Raw genomic sequence first — 6833 nt, forward strand, 5'->3', positions numbered from 1 at the left:
TCCAGCACAGTGCTTTGCCCATGATAAAGGCCCTGCCATGCAATCGCCGCTTCATGCCGTAGCTGCGCTTCCCACTGCGCACCGTCCTGGCTGAGGTGATTCGTGCCGTACACGTAAGGCTGGCCATAGGTGGTCGTATCGTTGACTGCGACGTTTGCCTCGTCCTTGAAGCGCTCCCATGCGACCAGCGGATTGAAGTCGGCGACCATGACCGATTGCGGCACCACTTCGGCATGCACTTCAAGTGCGAAGACCGCTTCAGCGCGGGCCTCAGGCCCCGCATTCTCGCAATACGGGACCTTCAACTCAGGTGTGCGAACGTAGTGCTCGATATCGTCACCGAACACGATCACGTCACCGTGCTTCCCTTGCTCGATGTAGTAGTAGATTCCTTCTTGCTCGCACAAGAGGCGAATATAGTCGAGGTCTGACATCTGGTACTGCAAGCGGAAGGCATGCACGGGATATTCGCGGCGCAGCTTGAATGAAAACTGCTGATCCTTGAACTCACCGCGCAGCAGAATCGATTCGATGATCTCCGGCCCGCTTTGATGCTGGTAGACGCGGCACCTGTGCAGAAGGGCCAGGCGCGTCATCTGCGACGCAACGACAATTGCGTAGCAGAAGACGCCTTGGGTCTTCTTGATCCGTCTGAAGCTCACAACAATGCCGCAATAGATACGCGGTTCCGCGCTGTCTTCGGCAGTGATCGTAAAGTGGCCGTCGCGCCCGAGGTAGTCGACGCGGGAGAGCAATTCACTGTGCGTGAACTCGATGGTGATCTCGTAAGGCAAAGCCATGCCCTCGCGGGCGCGATAAGAGACCACCGAGATATCTTTAGCGTTCGCTGCGCTCGGCACATCAAGGTGATACGTCTGCCGCCCCGTCATGCCTTCTTTATTCGATCGGTAATCACCGGCGAGCTGATGCATCTCCCGCATTTGTAGCCTTAATCTTTCTGGTGAATCGTGACCAAGTGGCGCCGACGATTCTTTAATTGGAACAATCGTTCTTGTCATTACAAGGCCAAGACGAAGTTGTGAATCATCGGCCAACGTTGCGCAGGAGAGCAAGCCAAGACGAGGGTTTACCGCGAGATTCGGATTTATCTGAGAAGGTTGAATGGAGCGTGGCATTGACCGCGTCGCCTTATTGGTAGGCGCACGGTTGCAGCTCAAAACTCACTCACGCAGTTTCCGTACAGTTCCGCGAGGGCGTGCGTGTCTTGTTCCGCGCTTGCGCCGCGCAATCTGGCTCTCCGTAGCGGGCAACTTGGGAAAGGCCTGTCTTTGCGGGGTGTACGGATTTTGTGGCGGACTAGATTCGGCGCATTTCCTTATGTAGCCAAGGTTCGCGCGGGTTGCGTGGGTATTGGAAGAAGCTCTTTGGTCCCCCTGGCAGGAATCGAACCTGCATCTAGCGCTTAGGAGGCACTTGTTCTATCCATTGAACTACAGGGAGATGGATATGAGCGGTGGGGCGTACGTCCGGCCAAGCCGCTTCTTCCTAAATGAAGCGCCGACGCAGCGGGCAGAGTATAGCAAAGAGCGTCACGGTGAAGGGCAGCGGCTGCGTTGCTGTAACCGGTAAACTCAGCCTTTCCCGCGTCTCCGGAAGCGCTTAACAATCAATTTTCAGCCTTTTGCTCGAGCGTCTGGCAAATCTCGCCGGCCAAACGTCGTCGAACGAATAACCGTGCCTACAACGCAGAGTTCTCGCCGCAAACATTTGACGGCCCGGAATGGTAGCCGCCGCTGGCTATGCCCCTGAGCAACTCCAGACCAGCGCGCAAGGCGTCATTGGAGAACGTGCTGTCTTGCGAGCGGGCGAACGGCCGGATCGACCGGTTCGTGCATTCGTTGCCGTAGGCGCTGTTCGCGAGCGGCGTGGCGCTCAGCCGGATATTGTCGGCGGCCGTACTGGCATTTGCAGTCGAAACCGTGCACGCAATACCCCCGGCGCTCAGGATAAATACCGCCATCAGACGCGTTGTAATTTTCATAATCATTCTCGTTAATGTGTTCCGAAACACCGGCCGATTATCGTGCGAGTTGGTAATAGCGTCAATTTCCGGTATTTGCTCAATAGGGTAGTTTCTGGACGAATATGATCGCCATTTACTCCAGACACAACCCATGACTGAATTGGAAACCGCTTCGGTCGTTTTTTTCCTTCTGCTGGCGTCGGCCGGCGTCGGGGTATTCATCCGCCCGCTGTTGCCGGAAGAGCACAAGGCGTTCGAGACCGTGCAACTGCTGAAGCTGGTGATCGGCATGCTCGTCACGTTCGCGGCGCTCGTGCTGGGGTTGCTGACGGCATCGGCGAAAACCCTGTTCGATACCACCAACAACGACATCCGCAGCTACGCCACCGCGCTGATCCAGCTCGACAACAGCCTGCGCCAGTATGGTCCCGACGGCGATACCCCGCGCCAGCTCCTGCGCACCTACACGGCGGCTGCGATTGCATCGACGTGGGCGCAGGAACCGCCGCCGCCAGGCGATTATTTTCCGAAACTCCCCGCACCTGATCCGAACGCTGATCACCTCGACAGCCGAGAGCTGGGAACGCTGCTCGAGCGTGCGCAGCACGAAGTGCGCGAACTGCAACCGCGTGACCCGTACCATCAAAAGATGGATAACGAGGCGCTGCTCCGGTTCGACAACCTCGTCCAGCAAAGATGGAAAATCGTCGAGGAGGCGCGCGGGTCGATATCGACACCGTTCGACCGCATCCTGGTCTTCTGGCTGCTCGTCATCTTCCTGTGCTTCGGGCTGATCACACCACGCAACGCGCTGGCGTTCGTGCTCATCACACTCGGCGCGCTCTCCATAGCGTCGGCCGTGCTTGTTATCCTCGACCTGGGCACACCGTTTACCGGACCGATCATCGTACCTAGCCAACCCATGCGCGACGCGCTTTCGTACCTGAGCCGCTGAAGCCCGCCATCTACCCTTTCGACATGCCATCGACGCTCTACACCGATCCACGCCTGGTCGCGCTTTACGACACGCTGAACCCCGCTGCGGCGGATACTGCCTTCTACCTTGCGCTTGCCGCAGGCAAGGACCGTGTCATCGATATCGGTTGCGGTACTGGTTTGCTCACATGCGAGCTGGCGGCGCAGGGCGCTCATGTGATCGGCATCGATCCGGCGCCTGCCATGCTGAAGGTCGCGCGCAAGCGGCCACACGCCGACCGCGTCGACTGGATCGAAGGCGATGCCCGTGCTCTCACCGTGTTACCCCCGGCCGATCTCGTTTTGATGACGGGCCATGTGGCGCAGGTTTTTATCGATGACAGCGTTTTTCTGGAAACGCTCAGGGCCGCCCGGCACGCGTTGCGTACAGGTGGCAGACTGGCCTTCGAAAGCCGCAATCCGGCTGTGCGCGCCTGGGAGGCATGGACGCCCTCGGGCTCGCGCAAAAAGATCACGGTGGACGGGATTGGCGAGGTAGAAGTGTGGCTTGCTGATGCCGCCGAAAGCCTGCAATCAGTCGTGCGCTTCACGACGCACTACAAGTTTCGCGCATCGGGAAACGAACTGATATCGCAAAGCGCGCTACGGTTTCGCAGCCAGGACGAGCTCGCCACGCTGCTCGATCAGGCGGGTTTCGGCAAGCTTGAGTGGTTTGGCGACTGGGACAAAACAGCGGTAAAGGCGGACAGCCGCGAATTGATTGTCATCGCGCAATAAAAAGCCCCGAGCGGTCAGCTCAAAACTCGACCGCCACGAAATCTTCCTTGCCCACGTCGCACAGCGGGCAGCGCCAGCTATCCGGGATATCGGCGAAGCGGGTTCCGGCTGCAATGCCATCTTCCGGCAAGCCATCTTCCTCGTTGTAAATCCATCCACAAATCAGGCAAACCCAGCTTTTATATTCTAAAACTTCACTCACGACAGACTCTTTCTTCTCGTTCAGCGAAAAACAGCGAATTATGTACGGATCAACAGTGACGGATCGAATTGTCACAGTTGTTGCCGGCGAACCGCATGTTACCGGAATGTCCGAATCCGCTCCCGGAGAAGGGCGTTTTGACGTGCGATAAAACCTGTTTCGCCGCCACCACTCTGGACCTCAAGTGACCTGCGTCTCTTTCACACGGTCGGTGTATCCTCTGCCGGGCGGATTTTGTGCACTTCCGCGAAGGCTTGTTGCCAACTGGTTTGAGCGATGCCATCGCGTGCTGCACAAGGCCTGTTTTGGCGGCCGGGATTGTTCATCGGCAGCCGCACTCTTCTTGGGAGCAAAAAAATGACGTTCAAGAAACTGTTGTCGGGATTGGTGTTGTCGAGCATGTTCCTCGTGAGCGCCGCGGCGCATGCCGAAGCGCGTGTCTTTTTCGTGGAGCCGAAAGACGGTGCGACCGTCACAAGCCCGGTGCACGTGGTATTCGGGCTGGAAGGCATGGGACTCGCGCCGGCCGGCGATCTCGATCCGAACAAGGGCCACCATCACCTGTTGATCGATGCCGGACCGATGCAGAAGGGCCTTGTCATTCCGGCGAACGACAAGTCGCTGCATTTCGGCAAGGCGCAGACGGAAGCCGACGTAAAGCTGAGCCCCGGCGACCACACGCTGACGCTGCAATTCGGCGACGGCGCTCACCAGTCGTTCGGCCCGGAAATGAGCCAGACGATCAAGATCCACGTGAAGTAATCGTGTTGAAAGCGCAGCAAGGCGGACGTCGCGACGATGTCCGTCCGAATCTCAAAAATCACGGCAATCAAATCGTTTATTTGTAACCAGGCAGGTCTCTTTATTAGGCCTGATGGCATAGGGGTCCGGGCGTACCGGTCAAGACCGGTACAATGGCCCCTTCCAGTATTTGCACTTTTCCGGCTGCCTCCCATGTCGCTTTATTCCATTTCCGACGCGCAACTCGCGTTCGGCCACGTCGCGTTGCTCGATCACGCTGACTTTTCACTCGAAGCGGGCGAACGCGTCGGGCTTATCGGGCGTAACGGCGCGGGCAAGTCATCGCTGCTGAAGATCATCGCCGGATTGGCGAAGCCGGACGACGGCCTGGTCACGCGCCAGAACGAGCTTACGACCGTCTATGTGCCGCAGGAGCCGGAGTTCGACCTCGATGCGTCGGTGTTCGACGTCGTCGCGTCGGGCCTGTCGCACGCGCGCCAGTTGCTCGATGACTACGACGCCGTCGCGCACCAGCTCGCCGATGCGCCGCACGAAGGTCCCGAGCACGACGCGCTGATGTCGCGCATGAACGCGCTTCAATCGTCGCTCGATACAACCGATGCCTGGAACTGGCAAACCCGCGTCGCGACCACGCTGCAGCAGATCGGCCTGGATGGCGACGTCCGCTCGGGCGCATTGTCGGGCGGCATGAAAAAGCGCGTTGCGCTTGCGCGTGCTCTGGTGGTTCAGCCGGACGTCCTGCTGCTGGACGAGCCGACCAACCACCTCGACTTCGAAGGGATTCGCTGGCTCGAAGAGTTGCTGGTCACGCTGCGTACCGGCTTGCTGTTCATCACCCACGACCGGGCGTTCCTGGACAAGGTTGCAACGCGTATTGTCGATCTGGATCGCGGGCGCCTGCTTTCGTATCCGGGTAACTACACCGCGTACCAGACGCGCAAGGCGCAGCAGCTTGAAATCGAACAGGTCGAAGCGGCCAAGTTCGACAAGCTGCTGGCACAGGAAGAAGTGTGGATTCGCAAGGGCGTGGAGGCGCGACGTACGCGCAGCGTCGGCCGAATCGCGCGGCTGGTCGAGATGCGCAATGAGCGCGCCGAACGCCGCAACGTGCAGGGCAACGTCAAGCTCGACGTGGGGCAAGGCGAACGCTCGGGCAAGATCGTTTCGGAACTGACGGATGTCACGAAGAAATATGGTGAGCGCACTATCGTCGACAACTTCACGGCCACCGTCATGCGCGGCGACAAATTCGGTTTTATCGGCCCGAACGGTGCAGGCAAGACTACGCTCCTCAAGATGATCCTGGGCGAACTCGCGCCGGACAGCGGCACGGTCCGCACGGGCACGAACACGCAGGTCGCGTATTTCGACCAGATGCGCGCTCAGCTCGACCTCGATAAAACCCTCGCCGACACCATCAGCCCGGGCAGCGAATGGGTCGAAGTGAACGGCGTGAAGAAGCACGTGATGAGCTATCTCGGCGACTTCCTGTTTGCGCCCGAACGCGCGCGTTCGCCTGTTCGGTCGCTCTCCGGCGGCGAGCGTAACCGGCTGTTGCTGGCGCGCCTGTTTGCACGGCCGGCAAACGTGCTGGTGCTGGACGAACCGACCAACGACCTGGATATCCAGACGCTTGAACTGCTGGAAGAACTGCTCACCGACTACGACGGCACGGTTCTCCTCGTGAGTCACGATCGCCAGTTCCTGGATAACGTGGTGACGTCGGTGTTTGCATCGGAAGGCGGCGGGAAGTGGCGCGAGTATGTCGGCGGCTTTACCGACTGGCAGATCCAGAGCGACCGCTCGGAGAAGATGGCGGCAGACGCCGCACGCGACACCGCCAAGCAAGCGAAGAAGGACGACGGCCCGAAGGACAGCGGCGCAGGACGCAACTCGCAACGCTCCAACAAGCTGCCGTACAAGGAAGTCCGTGAACTCGAAGCGTTGCCCGCGCAGATCGCGGCGCTCGAAACGGAGCAAAAGTCCATCGCGGCGAAGCTCGCAGACGGTTCGGTTTTTGCCAAGGATCCGAAAGAAGGAGCGCGATTGAGCGAGCGGCACGCCGCTATCGATGAAGCATTGCTTGTCGCGCTCGAACGCTGGGAAGAACTGGAAGCGAAGCGGAAGTAGGCCGGTCTGCGGACCTGCGTGTTTCGCGACATCGTTCGTCAT

The 6833-nt window shown here is 59.2% G+C and carries 7 protein-coding genes and 1 tRNA gene; 4 read left to right on the top strand and 4 right to left on the bottom strand.

Annotated elements, in window-relative coordinates:
* The 3 genes from ACFFAR_RS20180 to ACFFAR_RS20190 form a co-directional block, all read right to left on the bottom strand.
* A partial coding sequence (locus ACFFAR_RS20180; RefSeq protein WP_375508348.1) for a type VI secretion system Vgr family protein occupies window positions 1-1136 on the bottom strand: 1136 nt, incomplete at its 3' end.
* A gap of 250 nt (window positions 1137-1386) precedes the next feature.
* A tRNA-Arg gene (locus tag ACFFAR_RS20185) sits at window positions 1387-1461 on the bottom strand.
* A 238-nt stretch (window positions 1462-1699) separates the two neighbouring features.
* Window positions 1700-2002, bottom strand: a complete 303-nt coding sequence (locus ACFFAR_RS20190) for a hypothetical protein (protein ID WP_174365167.1) — start codon at window positions 2000-2002, stop codon at window positions 1700-1702.
* Window positions 2003-2135: 133 nt separating this feature from the next.
* On the opposite strand from ACFFAR_RS20190, the gene ACFFAR_RS20195 reads away from it, so the two are divergent.
* On the top strand, window positions 2136-2939 hold the full coding sequence (locus ACFFAR_RS20195; protein WP_174365168.1) for a hypothetical protein: 804 nt from the start codon (window positions 2136-2138) through the stop codon (window positions 2937-2939).
* Between the two features lie 23 nt (window positions 2940-2962).
* A complete protein-coding gene (locus ACFFAR_RS20200; protein WP_375508349.1) occupies window positions 2963-3697 on the top strand; it encodes a class I SAM-dependent methyltransferase in 735 nt (244 codons plus the stop codon).
* 19 nt (window positions 3698-3716) lie between these two features.
* On the opposite strand, the gene ACFFAR_RS20205 is transcribed toward ACFFAR_RS20200, so the two are convergent.
* Complete coding sequence (locus ACFFAR_RS20205) at window positions 3717-3899, bottom strand: rubredoxin (RefSeq protein WP_062000766.1); 183 nt, start codon at window positions 3897-3899, stop codon at window positions 3717-3719.
* Between the two features lie 357 nt (window positions 3900-4256).
* On the opposite strand from ACFFAR_RS20205, the gene ACFFAR_RS20210 reads away from it, so the two are divergent.
* Together ACFFAR_RS20210 and ACFFAR_RS20215 are read left to right on the top strand one after the other, a co-directional pair.
* Window positions 4257-4661, top strand: a complete 405-nt coding sequence (locus ACFFAR_RS20210) for a DUF4399 domain-containing protein (RefSeq protein ID WP_174362914.1) — start codon at window positions 4257-4259, stop codon at window positions 4659-4661.
* 192 nt (window positions 4662-4853) lie between these two features.
* Complete coding sequence (locus tag ACFFAR_RS20215) at window positions 4854-6791, top strand: ATP-binding cassette domain-containing protein (RefSeq protein WP_061998940.1); 1938 nt, start codon at window positions 4854-4856, stop codon at window positions 6789-6791.
* Window positions 6792-6833 lie beyond the last annotated feature (42 nt).

The organism is uncultured Caballeronia sp. (genome assembly GCF_964243625.1).
GTDB lineage: Bacteria > Pseudomonadota > Gammaproteobacteria > Burkholderiales > Burkholderiaceae > Caballeronia.

Bases quoted from the DNA above. Each gene is read 5' to 3' on its own strand.
- ACFFAR_RS20190 (WP_174365167.1), bottom strand. From the start codon at position 2,002: ATGAAAATTACAACGCGTCTGATGGCGGTATTTATCCTGAGCGCCGGG.
- ACFFAR_RS20195 (WP_174365168.1), top strand. From the start codon at position 2,136: ATGACTGAATTGGAAACCGCTTCGGTCGTTTTTTTCCTTCTGCTGGCG.
- ACFFAR_RS20200 (WP_375508349.1), top strand. From the start codon at position 2,963: ATGCCATCGACGCTCTACACCGATCCACGCCTGGTCGCGCTTTACGAC.
- ACFFAR_RS20210 (WP_174362914.1), top strand. From the start codon at position 4,257: ATGACGTTCAAGAAACTGTTGTCGGGATTGGTGTTGTCGAGCATGTTC.
- ACFFAR_RS20215 (WP_061998940.1), top strand. From the start codon at position 4,854: ATGTCGCTTTATTCCATTTCCGACGCGCAACTCGCGTTCGGCCACGTC.